Consider the following 14,952-nt stretch of genomic DNA (forward strand, 5'->3'; position numbering starts at 1 on the left):
CTGTCCGGGCGGCCCTCACAGGCGGGGGTGCGCGCCCCCGCCCGTCGTGACCGCTAGCAGCTCAGCTTGTCACCCGGGTCGACCCCGAGGATCGCGGCGAAGCGCTTGTAGGCGTCGATGCGGCTCTGCACCTGCCTGGGGTTGCCGCCGTCGCACTCCAGGCGGCCGTTGATGCTGCGGATCGTCTCACCGAACCCGGCGCCGTTGACCATCGCGTTGTGCGGGGTCATCGTGCCGGGGCCGTTCTGGGTCATCCAGTACCAGATGCCGGTCATCCAGGCGACGGAGGCCTCGGTCTGCACCAGGTTGGGGTTGTTGAGCAGGTCGATGCCCAGGGCGTCGCCGGCGGCCTTGTAGTTGAAGTTCCAGCTCAGCTGGATCGGGCCCCGGCCGTAGTAGGAGGAGATGCCCGCGGGGCAGCCGAAGGGCTGGTCGGTGTCGCAGTAGTGGGGGTAGTTGGCGGTGTTCACCTCGACGATGTGGACCAGGCCGCCGGTCTCGTGGTTGATGTTGGCCAGGAAGGCCGCGGCCTCCTGCTTCTTGACCGTGTCACCGCCGGTGCCCGCGAATGCGGGGTAGGCGCTCAGTGCCGTGACCAGGCCGTTGTAGGTGTAGAAGGGGTTGCGCTTGGGGAACATCTCGTTGAACTGCGCCTCGGTGACGACGAAGTTGCCCTCGCTCGCCTCACAGGCGCCCTGGTCCGTCCAGATGCCCGACGGTCCGCCGGGGGTGTTGCCGCGCGTCCACCACTTCGCCCGCCAGTTGTGGCCCTGGTAGGAGGCGGTCAGGCCACCGGCGTAGCCCTTGGCGGAATCCCAATCACTCGCGCAGATGGGCGCGGCGGAGGCGGTGGAGGCCGAGGCGGGGGAGGCCAGGGGAACGGCGGCCAGCACGCCGGCGACCGCCATTGAGAAAAGGGATGACGTGAGGCGGTTTCTCGGCATTCTTTCACTTCCTTGCATGACGGAAAAAACGAGCACGAAACGACAAGAGACCGGCCCCGGGGTGGACGGTGACACCGCGGGCGGGCTCCACAGGAGGTCGCCGTCGCGGGATTGACGACAATTAACAGGAATTTGAATTCTTGCGTCAATAGGTAGGACGCAAAGTTCCGCATAGTGCGCATCCGCCGCCCTCCCCGGGGGTCGTGCGGGCCGTACCGCGGGGTCGGGAGGAGGGGCGTGCCCCTCTACGCCGAGTTGACCGGGGCGGTTGGTGGCCGATTCGGGATTCGGGGTAGCTGACCATAGGAGGGGCCGGAGGAGCCGGGGGAGGAGTGAGCCGTGGAGTACGAGGATTTCATCGGCACCCTGAGGCGGTACGCCGGTCTGGGCGAGGACGAGGCCGAACGCGCGGTGCGCGCGACACTCGGGACGCTGGGTGAGCGGCTCTCGGTCGGCGAGGGGCTGCTCGGGCGGTTGCCGGAGCGGGTGCGCGCGTGGATGCGCACCGGCAGGGCTCCCGAGCCCTTCGACGTGGACGAGTTCCTGCGCCGGGTCGCCGAGCGTGAGGGGGTCGACGTCGAGGTGGCGGCGCGGCACGCGCGGGAGGTCTTCTGGCTGCTCGGCGAGGTGACCGCGCCCGGGGCGATCGACGGCGTGGCCGCCTGCCTGCCGGAGGACTTCGACTCCCTGGTGGCCGAGGCCCGGCGGCGCGGCGTCCGGGTGATGCCCGCGGAGGAGTTCCTCGCCAGGGTCGCGAGCCGCGCCGGGCTTGAGGCCGCCGACGCCCACCGCGCGACCGAGGCGGTGCTGGAGACGCTCGCCGAGTGCGTCGCCGAGGGCAGGGCGGAGAACCTGATCGGCGAACTGGCCGTGCCGCTGCACGAGCCGCTCAAGCGGGGGGCGGCGGAGGGACGCGCGGAGAGCGTGCGGATGCCGCTTGAGGACTTCGTGCTGCGGGTGGCCGAGCGGCAGCGGGCGGACGGTCAGGACGTGCGGGGGCACGCCAGGGCCGTCTTCACCACGCTGCGCGAGGCCACCACGGAGCGGGGCTTCCTCGACGTCATGGCGGGCCTGCCCGACGAGTATCGGACGCTGCTCACCGGCCGGTGACTCAGACGGGCAGTCCGAGCAGGGCCGCGTGGCAGCGCATGGTGTGTTCGAAGGCCGTCGCGGGGTCCAGGACCGCGTTGTTGAACTGGCCGAAGATCTCGAAGCTGACCCAGCCGAACAGCCCGGTCCAGGCGAGCAGGGCGCGGGAGATGACGTCGTCGGGGACCTCGGGGATGACGTCCCGCACCCGGCCCGCGTCGTCGCCGAAGGACGCGGGAGGGCCGGGAAGGCCGTCCGGCGGGTTCAGGACCCCGGCGCTGTGGGCGTCGGAGACGATCCGCCCGTAGACCACGGTGTCGCGGATCGCCGCGGCGACGGTGTCGACCGGCGCCTTGTAGCCGGGCACCGGCGAGCCGTACAGCAGCGCGTACTCGTGCGGGTGGGCCAGCGCCCAGTCCCGTACGGCGTGGCAGACCGCCAGCCACCGGCCGGTGTGGTCCTCGCGCGGGACGGCGGCGTCCGCCCGCTCCACGGCCTCTCCGAGGGCGTTGTAGCCGTCGATGATCAGAGCCGTGAGCAGGTCGTCCCGGGACGGGAAGTAGCGGTAGATCGCGGAGGAGACCATCCCCATCTCCCGGGCGACGGCGCGCAGTGACAGGCCCGTCGCCCCCTCCGTGGCCAGCTGGCCTCGTGCGATGTCGGTGATCTCCCTGGTCAGTTCGGCGCGGACACGTTCGCGCGCCGTGCGGCTTGAGCTCATGTCCGGACCATATCAGAGCGATGCAAGAAAAAGAGAGCACTGCTCTTGACCGGCGCGACCGGTTTGAGAGAGCATTGCTCTCGAAACGGAATGGCAATCTGCAAGGAGTCCCCCGATGCTGTCCCTGGCCAAGAACGTCAACCTCCTCGTCATGTTCCTGCTTGAGCTGGGCGTTCTCGGTTCGACCGCCTACTGGGGCTTCACCGTGGGGTCGAACTGGCCGCTGCGGCTGCTGCTCGGACTCGGCGCGCCCGCCCTGTTCGTCGCGGTCTGGGCGGTCTTCGGCGCCGCCAACGGCGCGATGATCCCGCTCACCGGGTTCGCCAGGGTGGCCCTTGAGGTCCTGTGGTTCGGTGGCGGCGCCGCGGCGCTGGTCATGGCGGGCCGCGTGGCCCCCGGCGTCGTCTTCGCCGCCGTCTACGTCGTCAACGCCGTGCTGCGGCTGGTGTGGAACCAGTGACCGCGCACAACGAGGGAAAGGGAACGGACATGGGCAAGCACGTCGTCGCGGGAGCCGGACAGGTCGGCTCGCAGGTCGCCGGACTCCTGGCCGGGCAGGGACACGAGGTCGTCCTCGTCAGCCGATCGGGATCGGGCCCCGACCTGCCGGGCGTCACCCGGGTCGCCGCCGACGCGGCCGACGGGAGGCGGATGACCGGCCTGGCCAGGGGCGCCGACGCCCTCTACAACTGCGTCAACCCGCCCTACCACCGCTGGGCGCAGGACTGGCCTCCGCTGGCGGAGTCGTTGCTCTGCGCGGCACGGGAGAGCGGGGCGGGATACGTCATCCTCGGCAACCTCTACGTCTACGCCGCCCCCGGACGGCCCATGCGGGAGGACGACCCGCTCACCCCGCCCAGCGCCAAGGGGGAGATCAGGGCGCGGATGTGGCGGCAGGCGCTGGAGGCCCACCGGGCGGGCCAGGTCCGGGTGACCGAGGTGCGGGGGTCGGACTACTTCGGACCCGGCTGCCTCGACCAGTCACACCTGGGGGAACGGCTGGTGCCCCGGCTGCTCGGCGGGAAGACGGTGCGTATGATCGGCGACCCCGACCAGCCGCACAGCTGGACCTACGTGCCCGACGTGGCCGCCGCCCTGGTGACGGCCGCCACCGACGACCGCTCCTGGGGCCGCGCCTGGCACGTCCCGACGACGGAGCCGATCACGGCGCGCCAGGTCGCCGAGCGGATGTGCGAGATCGCGGGCGTCAGGAACCCCGGCGTCAGGTCCATGCCCCACTGGATGATCCGTGCAGGAGGGCTCGTGTCCCCCATGCTCGCCGAGCTTGAGGAACTGCGTTACCAGTTCGTCCGGCCCTTCGTCATGGACTCGGCCGACTTCCAGACGACCTTCGGCGTGACGCCGACCCCGATGGACGAGGCGCTGGCCGCGACGATCGCCTGGTGGCGCGACCGGCAGGCCAGGGCGGCGTGAGCCGTACGCTCTGAGCATGAAGATCGCCATGATCGGCCTCGGGGACATCGCGCGCAAGGCCTACCTGCCGGTGCTGGCCGCGCTCCCCGGCCTCGAACTGCACCTGTGCACCCGTGACCGCGCCACCCTCGACCGCCTCGGCGACGCCCACCGGATCGGAGGCCGCCTCACCTCGGTCGGCGAGGTGATCGACGCCGGGGTCGAGGCGGCCTTCGTGCACGCGGCGACCGAGGCCCATGTGGAGATCGCCGAACCGCTGATCGAGGCCGGGGTGCACGTCTACCTGGACAAGCCGATCGCCTACACGCTGGCCGAGTCCGAGCGCCTGGTACGGCTCGCGCGCGACCGGGGGGTTTCGCTCTTCGTGGGGTTCAACCGCCGCTGGGCGCCGCCGTACACGGACCTGCTCGGCCTGCCCCGCCAGCTGGTCGTGATGCAGAAGAACCGGGCCGACCTCGCCGAGGACCCCCGGGTGGTCGTCCTCGACGACTTCATCCACGTCGTGGACACCCTCAGGTTCCTGGTGCCCGGACGGGTCGACCACACCGGGATCAGGACCAGGGTCAGGGACGGCCTGCTCGAACACGTGACGCTCGAACTGTCCGGGGACGGCTTCACAGCCTTCGGGATCATGAGCAGGGTGAGCGGCGCCGCCGAGGAGACGGTCGAGGTGATGGGCGGGGGAGTCAAGCGGCGGGTGGTCAACCTCGCCGACGTGATCGACCACGTCGGCGCGGAGACCCTGACCCGGCGCGGAGACTGGACCCCCGTCTCCCGCCAGCGTGGCATCGAACGCTCCTGCCTGGAGTTCCTCGGCGCGGTCCGCGCCGGCACGCCGGTGGACGCGCGGGACGCCCTGGCCACCCACGCCCTGTGCGAGGAGATCGTGGCCGCCTGCGTGGGGTGAGTCGTCCCCTGGGTGTGTCGATGCCGGTTTTCTGGCCGAAGGTGGGAGACGATGCCATGGGCGGTGAAAAGCCGTCTCATCCTGTCTGTGGCGGTTGCCGGGCATCCATGATCCCCCCGTGCGGAAACCGGCCGTGACGTCACGGATTTCCAGCGAGGGGGAGAAGTGACTGAGCGGAGTGCTCGATCGGGCGCCGCGCTGACCGCGGTGTTCCTGGCGGTGATGTTGCTCGGCGGCTGCGGCACCGGCGCGCCCTCGGCCATGGCGCCTCCGGCGAGTAAGGCTCCGGCGGCCGGGGCGCCGGCGGGCGGGCAGGCCAACGGGCCGGTCGGCGCGCAGGGGGCGGGGGTCGCGCCGTCGCCGACGGTCTCCGGCGACAACTCACCCTGCCCGACGACGGGCAACACCAAGCGGTTCGCCAAGACGCGCTTCGCCCTGCACGCCGGGCTCGCGCTGGGCGCCTTCCACCGCTACATCTACAAGCCGCTGCGGGCGGGCGGGTTCAAGGAGGGCGCGGACAAGCGCAAGCGCACCTTCGTCAAGGCCGCCATAGCCGGGCTGTTCGCCCTCCACGAGCTCAAGGTGGCCAAGAGGTTCGCCGAGGCCAACCCGGCGCTGTGCCACGCGGTGCAGAGCGTGACCAACAGCTTCGCCGCCCTGACCAGCAAACTGAAGGGCGGGACGGCGACCGAGAAGGACCTCGACGCCAGCAAGGACGTCTTCGGCGAACTGCAGCGGCAGGCCACCGGCAGCGGCTTCGGCTTCAAGGAGAAGAACGTCACGGTCCCGGGCGCGGGCTGAGCCGGGGCGGAACGACGACGGGGCCGGTCCTCTCAGATCCGAGAGGACCGGCCCCGTGGCGTTCTCCGGTCTTTTCCGGCCTTTTCCGGGAGGCCCCGCGCCCCGTACCCCGGCGGTACGCGGCGCGGGACGTCTCTTCCCCGCAGGCCCGCGCCGTCAGCGCTGGGCGAGGTACCGCCGGCCCAGGTCGCGCAGACGCTCGTGGGCCGACTCGTAGACGCCGCCCCCGCCGAGGTAGGCCTTGGGGAGCTTGGCGACCATCGTGTAGTTGCTGTCGCAGACGTTGCCGACCGGAGCCTCGCCGATCTGGCTGACCAGCTGGTAGGCGTCCAGCGTCTCCAGGCCGGTGACCTCCGAGGTCCAGGTGACCAGGTCGTGCTGACTGATCCGGTAGGCGTCCTCAAGCGGACGGGCCGAACCGGTCGACATCAGGCTGTGGTCGTCCTCCAGGCGCGGCCACGGGGTGGTGACGCCCTTGATCAGCTCGACCGCGACCACGGTGTTCATCGCCGACTCGATGGCCGTGCCGCACACCTCGCCGTGGCCCTGGCGGGCGTGCCCGTCGCCGACGGCGAACAGGCCGCCCGGCACGTTGACGCCGAGGTAGACGGTCACCCCGGCACGCAGCTCCGGGGTGTCCATGTTGCCGCCGTGGGCGTCCGGGGTGATGGTCATCCGGGCCTCGGACGCGCCGGGCGCGACGCCGACCGTGCCGTGCATCGGGTCGAGCGGCAGGTCCACGGTGAAGTCGCTGTTGCGGGCGTGGTAACGCGCCACACCCGCGGCCACGTCGATGTCGTAACGCCAGACGACCTCGTCGAGCGGCGGGGTCAGCATGGCGGTGGTGTGCGTGCCGGTCAGCGCCCCGAAGTGCGGGAACGTCGCCGACACGGCCCAGTCCCTGGCGGGCTCGATGGAGACGAAGTGCAGCGCCAGCGTGTCTCCGGGCTCGGCGCCCTCGACGTGGAAGGGGCCGGTCACCGGGTTCAGGTAGGGGAACTCGCAGACCTGCGAGGGCAGGTCGTCGACGGAGCAGACCCGGCCGCCGAAGCAGTCCTCGGTGTAGAGCTCAAGGATCGTGCCGGGCTTGACCGTGCCGACGGCGGGCCTGCCGCCGAAGGTGTAGCTGAGTTCCTCGGGGGAGGGACGGTAGGAGACGACGTTCACCGCACACCCGCCTGGCTGAGGCGCGTCACCGAACCGGGGAGGGCACAGGTGGAACCCTCCTCCACCTCAAGAAAGATCTCGTGCATCTACTGTCCTTGTGTGAATCGGAAGGGGGCGTGACGCGGGGGGTGTGCGGCGACGTCGCGGGGGACCTACTTCAGGGGGGCGTCGTGCGACTCGCCGAGGGCGGCCAGCAGGGGGCGGCGGCCGTAGGCGAAGAAGGTGGCGAGCACCAGCAGGCCGATGGCGAGCCAGACGATGCCCACGACCTGCGCGGCGATGCTGGCGTTGATCACCACGTAGACCAGGATGCCGAAGCCGATCAGCGGGGCGAGCAGGTGCCGCCACAGGTCACGGCTGCGCTTCTTGAAGAAGTAGTGCACGATCACCGACAGGTGCAGCGCCAGGAAGGCGGTCATCGCGCCGAAGTTCACCAGGCCGCTGATCAGGGCGACGCCGTCCTCGCGGTTGGCCAGGAAGATGCCGACCGCCAGGGAGACCAGAGCCACCAGGATGGTGGCGTTGACCGGCACCTTGGTCTTGGGGTGGATCTTGGAGAGGAAGGCGGGCAGCTGGCGGTCACGGGCCATGGCGTACAGCAGACGCGAGGTGGCGGCCTGGGCGACCAGGGAGTTGGCGAAGCCCCAGGCGATGGCGGTGGAGATCGCGGTCAGGATGCTCAGCCAGTGGCCACCGGCGAACTCGGCCATGTCGTAGAAGGCGGTGCCGTTGGGGTCGCCACCGCTCAGCAGCTGGCTGCGGTTGGGGGTGAGCAGCGCGCCGATCCAGGTCTGCACGATGAACAGGGCACCGGCCAGGCCCAGGGCGGCGATCATCGAGCGGCCGATCTTGGCGCTGTCGACCTTGCTCTCCTCGGCCAGCATGGAGATACCGTCGAAACCGAGGAAGGAGAGCACCGCGACGGAGACCGCACCGAAGGCCAGCGGCCAGGAGAAGGTGTCGGGGTTGAACAACGGAGTCAACGCGCCGGTCTGCGCCTTGCCCTGAAGGAGCGCGAACAGACCGATGACGATGAAGATCGCGAGCACGACTAGCTCGGCGATCAGCATGTACCTCGTGATCCGCGCGGTCATCTGGATGCCGGTGTAGTTGACGACCGTGTTGAGGACGACGAACACCAGCAGCCAGGCCCATACCGGCAGCGGTACGAACGACGCCATCGCCAGGCTGGCGATGAGGTACAGCAGCGCGGGCACCAGCACGTAGTCGAGCAGCATCGCCCAGCCGGCGATGAATCCGACGGGACCGACGATTCCCCGGCCCGCGTAGGTGTAGACCGAACCGGCCATCGGGAAGGCCTTGGCCATCTGCGCGTAGGAGAACGCGGTGAAGGCCATGGCGACCATACCGATGATGTACGCGAGTGCGACCATGCCACCGGACGCCTGGAAGACGCTTCCGAAGATCCCGAAGGGCGCGATCGGGACCATGAAGATCAGTCCGTAGATCAGCAGGTCGTTGAAGCTCAGCGTCCTTCGGAGCTCCTGCCGGTAACCGAACTGTTCCAGGGAGGGGTCAGTAGTCATGGAACTACTCCTAAAAGAGATGTTGCAAGCGTCACTTTAGGACGAATCCTTGAAAAGGAAAAGTTTGCAGAGGCAACTTTTATCGAACGATGTCGAAATCGAGACCGTCCGCTCTGCCGATGTGGGCGCCACGCCGTACCCCGTGGTCCTGGAGGGTCAGGCGTCCCCGCGCGGTGACGATCGAGGTGCCGTCGGCGACCTCGTCAAGCGCGGGCACGTGGAGGGTTCCCGCGCGTCTCGCGAGTGCCGCGAGCATCAGCACCGCCTCATAGCAGCCCTGGCCGTGCCCGTTGAGCAACGGCGCATTTGATCCGAAACGGCGAGTGTAACGCTCTCCCAGACTCAAGCTGTCATCGGTGACGAGGCTGGAGAAATACCCCATAGCGCCGTATAGCTCGCCGGTGTCGTCGCCGCCGATGCCGAGCAGGCCGTGCTCCTCCAGCGCCCCGCAGAGACGGGGGAAGCCGAGGCCTGCCGCGGTGAAGGCGCGGTTGAAGTCGACCAGGTCACTGCCGATCAGACTGAGAAGCACGGCATCCGGCCTGCTGGCCACCAGGTGGTCCAGAATCCTGCTCAGGTCGGGCTTGCCGTACGGGACGTAGCGTTCGCCGACCACCGACGCCCCGCGCGAGGCGAGGTAGCGCCGGGTGGCCCCGTGAACCAGGCGCGGCCAGATGTAGTCGTTGCCCAGCAGGAACCACCGCTTGGCCCGCCGCAGCTCGATCAGCCAGTCGAGCCCCGGCTTGAGCTGCCGTTCCGGTGTCTCCCCGAGGAAGTAGACGCCGGGGGAGTGGCCGCCTCCCTCGTAGGGAGGGGCGTAGACGAACGGCAGGCGCCCGGCGAGCGCCCGCACGATCGAGATCCGGACGTCACTGCCACAGGTGCCGACGACCGCGTCGATCACCTTGCCGCGCGCCAGTTCCCCGACCTCGGCGGCCACCTCCTCCGCGGGTCTCCCTCCGTCGATGAGGACCAGCTCGACCGGTCTGCCGAGAATGCCGCCTGTGAGGTTCACCTCGTCGGAGGCGAGGACGGCGCAGTTGATCGCGCATGGACCTACAAGCCCGAGGACCCCGGAGATGGGGACCACGAGCCCGACACGTAGGGCGACCCCTTGGAGGAGCTGAGCTTCCAGGGGTTCGATCACGGGTGTGATGGCTTCTGCCACATTGCAGAGTATCCTCCTGAAAGGACGGGTATGGGAGGCCCGTTACTCACCCGGGATACAGACGGGAGCTTCACATGGTGACGACCGGGCTGGGATCCTCGCTGGCCTACCTGCTCAGCCGAGCTGAGCGTAGTGTCAACCGGGGTCTCGCCGCCGCGCTCACCGCTGAGGACGTCAGCGTCGAGCAGTGGCGCATACTTCGTGCCCTCGCCGACGATTGTGGTCACTCGATGGGGGATCTGGCCGAGATGGTTCTGATGCCGCATCCGACGCTCACCAAGGCGATCGACCGGCTCATCGACCGCGCGTTCGTCTATCGCGGTCACGACCCCGCCGACCGCCGCAAGGTCGCGGTGTTCCTCGCCGACCGTGGCGCCGAGCTGCTCAACCGCGTCGAGGGATCGATCGCGGAGCACCACAGGGAGATCGAGGCCGCCTACGGCACCGAACGCACCGAACAACTCATGAGCGAGCTCGAACGGCTGGTCAGGGCCCTGAACGAGGCCCCCGCGGAGCGGCCGTCGGACCGGCTCGCCGAGCGGCCTGCGGGCAGGCTCGCCGAGCGAGACGGCACCGCCGTTCCCGCGCTGCGCTCCTGAGCGTTCCCCCGCCGCCCCGAGGGCGGCGGGAGGTCTCACGGCCCGGCCCCGAGGGGGACCGGGCCTTCGCCCTGCCTCGGGGCGGGACACGGAAGGCTTACGGCAGGGGGTCTTGGAGCCGTGCCCCGTGCGCCCGGGCGACCCGCCCGACGGCGACGGCCCAGGCGGCCTGACGCAGGGTGATCCCGCGCTCGGCGGCCGTCGCCGCGACCGTGTCGAAGCACCGCCGGGCCAGGTCGGGACGGGCGGCGAGCACTTCGCCCGCACCCGTCAGGACGTCGGGGACCACGACGGTCCCCGCCTCGGCGAGGACCGCGTCGGCCCCGGGGGACAGCAGGCCGTCGGCCGCCTCGACCACGACAGAGGCCCTGACGTCGCGGGCCAGATCCGCGGTGACCGGGGCGGCCAGGACGAGCGCGTCCACCCCGAGCCCGAGAGGCTCACCGCCGGAGGGCGTGACCACCCGGAAGCCCTCCTCGGCCAGGCGCAACGCGGCCAGCCGGGCGGTTTCGCCCGGGCCGTGCACCGCGACCGTACGGACGCCTTCTCCCAGGACCCCCAGCACGGCCGCCGCCACGGCCCCGCCGGCCGCTGTGCCGGCCGCTGTGCCGGTCACCGTGCCGACCGCTGTGCCGGGTGCCGAACGGCCGTCGGCCATCCAGACGGCGATCCGCTTGTCGGCGTCCGGGTCGGGCGTGGGGACCTCCCCGTCGGAACCGGCGATCGTCATGATCTCGTTGACGTATCGCCTGGTCACCCGCTCCAGCTCCCGGGCGTCCAGCCTCGCGGGGTCGACGCGGACACCTCCCCTGGCCCCGCCGTACGGCACGCCCGCGAGCGCGTGCTTCCAGGTCGTGACCATGGCCAGCGCGGTGACCTCCTGGAGGCCTGCTGAGGGCGCGAAGCGCGTGCCGCCCCTGGCCGGGCCGAGGACGGTGCTGTGCTGCACCCGGAAGCCCTGGACGACGTCCATCCGGCCGTCCTCGCGGCGGACCGGTACCGAGACGGTCAGGGAGCGGCGGGGGGAGGCGAGCATCGCGCGCAGGCCGTCGTCCAGCCCGAGCAGGAGCGCCGTCTCGTCGAGACGGCGCAGGGCGGCTTCGAGGGGATCGTGGTCGGTGAGGGCGGTCGCCGGCGTCTTTGACGGCACCATGAGGGTCATGAGGGTCAGGCCTCCATGCGGTGAGCGGAGCGCCATTGCTCCACTCTTGATGGTTTGTGGTGATCACACTATTTATGGGTTCTTTGCCATGTCATGATGGATATGTTGCGGACTGATGGCCGTTTTTTGTGTGTTTCCCCAATGGGATGGGACAGTCGTTATCCGAACGGTCCGCCGGGCAGAGGCACACCTCGAAACGGCGGGAACCAACCGTTCCGCGATGGCCTGAGGGGATGAACGTGCCGGAACTTGTGGTCGGTCCGCTGCTGCGTCATGTGGACGCGACGAGCGCCTCGATCTGGGTCGAGACCAGCGTGCCGTGCGAGGTGACCGTCGAGGCGGACGGGGCCCGGGCGAGTTCGCCGACCTTCTCCGTCCACGGCCACCACTACGCCGTCGTGGACGTCGAGGGCGAGGGGGACTACCGGGTCCGTCTCGACGGGGAGGTCGTGTGGCCGCCGCCCGGCCGCCCGGCCGGTCACATCCGGTTCCTGGATCCGGGCGGCCCGAAAAGGGTGATGTTCGGCTCGTGCCGGACCAGTGTGCCGCACGACGCCCCGCACACCCTCTCCCACGGCGTGGACGTGCTGCGCGCCTACGCCCGCGTCCTGGCCGGCAGGCCCCCAGGGGAGTGGCCCGACCTGCTCCTGCTGCTCGGTGACCAGGTCTACGCCGACGAGCCGTCCGCCGAGATGCTCAAGTTCATCGCCGCGCGCAGGGACAGCGAGCCCAGGACCGAGATCGCCGACTTCGAGGAGTACGCCGAGCTGTACCGGATCGCCTGGACCGATCCGGAGATCCGCTGGATCCTCTCGTCCGTGCCCACCGCGATGATCTTCGACGACCACGACCTGCGGGACGACTTCAACACCTCCGCCGACTGGCGGGAGAAGATGGCCGGGGTCCCCTGGTGGCACAGGCGGGTGGTCTCCGGCCTCGGCGCCTACTGGATCTACCAGCACCTGGGCAACATGTCACCGGCCGAGCGCGCCGCCGACGGGCTGTTCCGTGAGCTGCGCGCGGCCGAGGGCGACGGGGGAAAGCTGCTCGACGCCTTCGCCGAGCACGCCTACGAGGTCCCGGTGGACAGCAGGTGGAGCTACTGCCGCGACCTCGGCGACACCCGTCTGATCATGCTCGACTCCCGCTGCGCCAGGCAGCTCACCCCCGGAGACCGGCGCATGATCGACCCGGTCGAGTGGGAGTGGCTCGTCGAGCAGCTCGACAGGGACGGCGCGGAGCGCTTCGTGATCGGCACCTCGGTGCCGTTCCTGCTGCCCGCGGGCATCCACCACGTCCAGAACTGGAACGAGGCCCTCGCCCAGGGAGCCTGGGGAAGATCGGTCGCCCGCTGGTCGGAGGCCCTGCGCCAGGCCTTCGACCTCGAACACTGGGCGGCCTTCCGCCGTTCCTTCGAGGACCTGTCCCGGCTGCTGGCGAAGGTCGGCAAACCGGTCATCCTGCTCTCCGGTGACGTGCACTACTCCTACGTGGCCAAGGTGGACGGGCTGCCCGTCCACCAGCTCGTCTGCTCGCCGATCCGCAACCCGCTGAGCCGTACGCTCAGACTGGCCAACATCGTCGCGCAGTTCGGCCTGGCCACCCTGGTCGGCGGCTGGCTCGCACGCCTGGCGCGCATTCCCAGGCCGCCGTTCGCCTGGCGGGTGACCAACGGTCCGTGGTTCTCCAACGCGCTGGCCACCCTGTCCCTGGACACCACGCCGCCCTCGGCCCGCTGGGACACCGCGACCATCTCCGGGGACGACGTCTCCGAGATCACCACCGTGCGCCTCACCTGACGGCTCACCCGGTGTGGACCGGCTCCCGTTCGGGTACGGCGGCCCGCCGTACCACGGGCAGGGCGCGCAGGCCCAGGGCACCGGCCAGGGCGAGCACGACGACGTACAGGATGACGGCGTCCGAGACCAGCGGGGCGATCCACGGCCGGTAGACCTCGGCGATCCACCGGGTCAACGGTGTCGGCTGCAACCGCAGCAGGGCGGTCGCGCCCGGCAGGTAGACCAGCCCGGTGACGACGCCCCTGACGAGCAGCGGCCCGTCGAGCCGGGAGGCGGGCATCAGGGCGAGCAGCGGGAACAGCATCGCGTCGTACCAGGGGTGTTGCACCGGCGAGGTGAGCAGCCAGCCCAGGCACCACGCCAGCGCGGGCCGTACGGCGGGCAGGCCGGGCGGTCCCTGCGGCAGCCGCCAGCACAGCAGGAGCGCGGCGAGCAACGCCGCGCCCAGGGCGAGCCGCCCTTCGAGCTCCACGGCCTCGGGCCCCAGGTTCTTGACGAGCACCTGCCACGGGTCGGCCAGCGAACGGTCGCCGACCTTGCCCGCCACGTTCGCCAGCGCCTGGGGACCCTGCGTCGCGTACAGCGTGACCAGCGCGGTGAACGCGCCCATCCCCAGGGTCAGGAACGGTCCCGCCCGGTGGCGGGCGGCCCAGGCGAGCCCGGCCCCGGCCAGCACGAACGGCGCCTTGACGGCCGCCGCGGCGCCCAGCAGCGCCCCGGAGACCAGGCCGGAGCCCATCCCCGGCCTGCGCAGCGCGAACAGGGCGGCCACCAGCAGGAACGCGCCCAGACCGTCCATGTGGCCGCCGAGCACCACGTGCCACAGCATCAGCGGGTTGAGGCTCCACAGCAGGTGCGCCCTGACCCGCCGGTCGCGTTCCGGACCGGCGAGCCGGTCGAGCATGACCGCCGACAGCAGGAACGCCAGGGCGAGGATGACCTTGAAGGCGAAAACGGTCGCCGCCATGGAGTCTCCGCCGAGCCGGGAGGCCGCGAGCTGCGCCCAGGTGGCCAGCGGGCCGTAAACCGAGGGGGTGTTCCGCCAGGCGAGCGGGGTCAGGTCGCCGACCGGGTCGCCGATCCCGTGCAGCCAGGCCGGGGGAGTCACGTACGGGTCGTGCCCCAGCGCGGCGATCCGCCCGTAGACCGCGTAGTTGAGCACGTCCGTCGACCCGGCGGGCGGTACGAGCGTCAGGAGGACGACGACGAGCGGCGTGCCGGCCGCGAACAGGCCCCGCACGGGGAGCCACCCGCGGCGCAGCGCGTACAGCGCGGCGCACGTCCCCAGGCCCCCGATGAGCAGGGCCACCCAGCCGAGCTGGATCACCGGCGTCTGCGGCGGGTCCAGGCGCAGGGACCAGGGCGGCGCACCGGCGCCCAGCTCGGGAACCGCCGCGGACGGCCCGAGCAGGGAGACGGCGAGCATGGCCGCGACGGAGATCGCGACCATGAGAAGCCCCGCGGGGCCGGTGAGCCGCGCGCGCAGGGGCGGCCTGGCGCCGGGGTCCGGCCCGGTCAGGAGAGAACGCCGACCAAGCCCACCCGACGCCGCCACCTGCCGACCCCCCCGAGTCACCGCCCGCGCCGCGTCCGCCGGGGCGGCCCGTACGGCGG

14 protein-coding genes are annotated in these 14,952 nt (G+C 70.7%); 7 read left to right on the forward strand and 7 right to left on the reverse strand.

Annotation, left to right across the window (positions count from 1 at the left end; genetic code table 11):
• Positions 1–53 precede the first annotated feature (53 nt).
• On the reverse strand, positions 54–908 hold the full coding sequence (locus ACFOYY_RS16080; RefSeq protein WP_352008618.1) for a glycoside hydrolase family 19 protein: 855 nt from the start codon (positions 906–908) through the stop codon (positions 54–56).
• Positions 909–1,283: 375 nt separating this feature from the next.
• Here ACFOYY_RS16080 and ACFOYY_RS16085 point away from each other — a divergent pair, with 375 nt between their 5' ends.
• Entirely contained in the window at positions 1,284–2,054 is a 771-nt protein-coding gene (locus ACFOYY_RS16085; RefSeq protein WP_362774665.1) for a DUF2267 domain-containing protein, read from the forward strand.
• 1 nt (position 2,055) lies between these two features.
• Here the strand turns inward: ACFOYY_RS16085 and ACFOYY_RS16090 are convergent, their stop codons facing one another.
• Complete coding sequence (locus tag ACFOYY_RS16090; protein ID WP_386190178.1) at positions 2,056–2,754, reverse strand: TetR/AcrR family transcriptional regulator; 699 nt, start codon at positions 2,752–2,754, stop codon at positions 2,056–2,058.
• 115 nt (positions 2,755–2,869) lie between these two features.
• On the opposite strand from ACFOYY_RS16090, the gene ACFOYY_RS16095 reads away from it, so the two are divergent.
• The 4 genes from ACFOYY_RS16095 to ACFOYY_RS16110 all read left to right on the forward strand — a co-directional run bounded on the left by ACFOYY_RS16095 (position 2,870) and on the right by ACFOYY_RS16110 (position 5,896).
• Positions 2,870–3,214, forward strand: a complete 345-nt coding sequence (locus ACFOYY_RS16095; RefSeq protein WP_386190179.1) for a YrdB family protein — start codon at positions 2,870–2,872, stop codon at positions 3,212–3,214.
• Positions 3,215–3,243: 29 nt separating this feature from the next.
• Positions 3,244–4,188, forward strand: a complete 945-nt coding sequence (locus tag ACFOYY_RS16100) for an NAD-dependent epimerase/dehydratase family protein (protein WP_386190180.1) — start codon at positions 3,244–3,246, stop codon at positions 4,186–4,188.
• A gap of 16 nt (positions 4,189–4,204) precedes the next feature.
• The gene (locus ACFOYY_RS16105) at positions 4,205–5,095 is read left to right on the forward strand and encodes a Gfo/Idh/MocA family protein (RefSeq protein ID WP_386190181.1); all 891 of its coding nucleotides are present in this window, start codon (positions 4,205–4,207) and stop codon (positions 5,093–5,095) included.
• 165 nt (positions 5,096–5,260) lie between these two features.
• Positions 5,261–5,896: a hypothetical protein gene (locus ACFOYY_RS16110; protein ID WP_352008624.1), complete on the forward strand. Its 636-nt coding sequence runs from the start codon at positions 5,261–5,263 to the stop codon at positions 5,894–5,896.
• 156 nt (positions 5,897–6,052) lie between these two features.
• Here the strand turns inward: ACFOYY_RS16110 and ACFOYY_RS16115 are convergent, their stop codons facing one another.
• The 3 genes from ACFOYY_RS16115 to ACFOYY_RS16125 form a co-directional block, all read right to left on the reverse strand.
• Positions 6,053–7,063, reverse strand: coding sequence for an acetamidase/formamidase family protein (locus ACFOYY_RS16115; RefSeq protein WP_386190182.1), 1,011 nt, complete (start codon positions 7,061–7,063; stop codon positions 6,053–6,055).
• A 152-nt stretch (positions 7,064–7,215) separates the two neighbouring features.
• A complete protein-coding gene (locus ACFOYY_RS16120; protein ID WP_386190183.1) occupies positions 7,216–8,610 on the reverse strand; it encodes an APC family permease in 1,395 nt (464 codons plus the stop codon).
• A gap of 79 nt (positions 8,611–8,689) precedes the next feature.
• Positions 8,690–9,778, reverse strand: coding sequence for a substrate-binding domain-containing protein (locus ACFOYY_RS16125; RefSeq protein ID WP_352008627.1), 1,089 nt, complete (start codon positions 9,776–9,778; stop codon positions 8,690–8,692).
• A 74-nt stretch (positions 9,779–9,852) separates the two neighbouring features.
• On the opposite strand from ACFOYY_RS16125, the gene ACFOYY_RS16130 reads away from it, so the two are divergent.
• Entirely contained in the window at positions 9,853–10,377 is a 525-nt protein-coding gene (locus ACFOYY_RS16130) for a MarR family winged helix-turn-helix transcriptional regulator (RefSeq protein ID WP_386190184.1), read from the forward strand.
• A gap of 97 nt (positions 10,378–10,474) precedes the next feature.
• On the opposite strand, the gene ACFOYY_RS16135 is transcribed toward ACFOYY_RS16130, so the two are convergent.
• Positions 10,475–11,539 carry a Glu/Leu/Phe/Val family dehydrogenase gene (locus tag ACFOYY_RS16135; protein ID WP_386190185.1) on the reverse strand — a complete coding sequence of 355 codons (1,065 nt, stop codon included), beginning with the start codon at positions 11,537–11,539 and terminating at the stop codon, positions 10,475–10,477.
• A 239-nt stretch (positions 11,540–11,778) separates the two neighbouring features.
• Here ACFOYY_RS16135 and ACFOYY_RS16140 point away from each other — a divergent pair, with 239 nt between their 5' ends.
• Positions 11,779–13,338 (forward strand): alkaline phosphatase D family protein, encoded by a 1,560-nt coding sequence (locus ACFOYY_RS16140; RefSeq protein ID WP_386190186.1) that lies wholly within the window; start codon positions 11,779–11,781, stop codon positions 13,336–13,338.
• Between the two features lie 4 nt (positions 13,339–13,342).
• Here the strand turns inward: ACFOYY_RS16140 and mptB are convergent, their stop codons facing one another.
• Complete coding sequence (gene mptB, locus ACFOYY_RS16145) at positions 13,343–14,893, reverse strand: polyprenol phosphomannose-dependent alpha 1,6 mannosyltransferase MptB (protein ID WP_386190187.1); 1,551 nt, start codon at positions 14,891–14,893, stop codon at positions 13,343–13,345.
• Positions 14,894–14,952 lie beyond the last annotated feature (59 nt).

Origin of the sequence: Streptosporangium jomthongense (genome assembly GCF_042650425.1) — a bacterium.
In the GTDB taxonomy this organism is placed as follows: domain Bacteria; phylum Actinomycetota; class Actinomycetes; order Streptosporangiales; family Streptosporangiaceae; genus Streptosporangium.

What these genes read in the sequence shown, in the direction of transcription:
- ACFOYY_RS16080 (WP_352008618.1), bottom strand. Translation starts at nt 908, where the DNA reads ATGGCGGTCGCCGGCGTGCTGGCCGCCGTTCCCCTGGCCTCCCCCGCC.
- ACFOYY_RS16090 (WP_386190178.1), bottom strand. Translation starts at nt 2,754, where the DNA reads ATGAGCTCAAGCCGCACGGCGCGCGAACGTGTCCGCGCCGAACTGACC.
- ACFOYY_RS16095 (WP_386190179.1), top strand. Translation starts at nt 2,870, where the DNA reads ATGCTGTCCCTGGCCAAGAACGTCAACCTCCTCGTCATGTTCCTGCTT.
- ACFOYY_RS16100 (WP_386190180.1), top strand. Translation starts at nt 3,244, where the DNA reads ATGGGCAAGCACGTCGTCGCGGGAGCCGGACAGGTCGGCTCGCAGGTC.
- ACFOYY_RS16105 (WP_386190181.1), top strand. Translation starts at nt 4,205, where the DNA reads ATGAAGATCGCCATGATCGGCCTCGGGGACATCGCGCGCAAGGCCTAC.
- ACFOYY_RS16120 (WP_386190183.1), bottom strand. Translation starts at nt 8,610, where the DNA reads ATGACTACTGACCCCTCCCTGGAACAGTTCGGTTACCGGCAGGAGCTC.
- ACFOYY_RS16130 (WP_386190184.1), top strand. Translation starts at nt 9,853, where the DNA reads ATGGTGACGACCGGGCTGGGATCCTCGCTGGCCTACCTGCTCAGCCGA.
- ACFOYY_RS16135 (WP_386190185.1), bottom strand. Translation starts at nt 11,539, where the DNA reads ATGACCCTCATGGTGCCGTCAAAGACGCCGGCGACCGCCCTCACCGAC.